This window comes from Streptomyces lushanensis (assembly GCF_001700515.1).
GTDB lineage: Bacteria > Actinomycetota > Actinomycetes > Streptomycetales > Streptomycetaceae > Streptomyces > Streptomyces lushanensis.
The window spans coordinates 1-694 of the sequence record NZ_MAUD01000608.1; the positions used below are offsets into that span (position 1 = coordinate 1).

Here is a 694-nt window from a genome sequence, read left to right on the forward strand (position 1 = left end):
CCGAGCAGGTGGGTGCCTCGGGCGTGCTCGCCGTCGTGGTGGTCGCGCTCTATCTGGGGCACCGCTCCTGGCAGGTGGACTTCGCCACCAGGCTCCAGGAGCACGCGGTGTGGAAGATGGTCGCGTTCGTCCTGGAGTCGGCGGTCTTCGCCCTGATCGGGCTCCAGTTGCCGGTCGTGCTGGAGGGGCTCGGGGCGTACGGCGTCGGGGAGTCGCTGCTCTATGCCGTCGGTGTGTTCGTGGCGGTGGTGGTGGTCCGGTTCGTCTGGGTCTATCCGGCGACCTTCCTGCCGCGCGCGATGTTCCGGCGGATCAGGGAGCGCGAGCCGGAGACCACCTGGACGGCTCCGCTGATCGTCGGCTGGGCGGGCATGCGCGGGGTGGTGTCCCTGGCGATCGCGTTCTCCATTCCGCTGACGCTCGACGACGACCGGCCCTTCCCCGGGCGCAATCTGGTGCTGTTCCTGACCTTTACGACGGTGATCGGCACCCTGGTCGTACAGGGGCTCACGCTGCCCGTGCTGATCCGGATGCTGAGACTGCCGGGCCGCGACCGTCAGGCCGAGACGCTGGCCGAGGCGCAGGCGCAGAGCGAGGCGTCCGTGGCGGCGGAGCGGCGGCTCGCCGAACTGCTGGCCGACGAGCGCAACGCGCTGCCCGAGCCGCTGGCCGAGCGGCTGCGCGCGGTCCTGGC

The 694-nt window shown here is 71.3% G+C and carries 1 protein-coding gene; it reads left to right on the forward strand.

The features are described from left to right. On the forward strand, nt 1-694 hold a 694-nt coding region (locus BFF77_RS31775), incomplete at both ends, for a cation:proton antiporter domain-containing protein (RefSeq protein ID WP_211280378.1).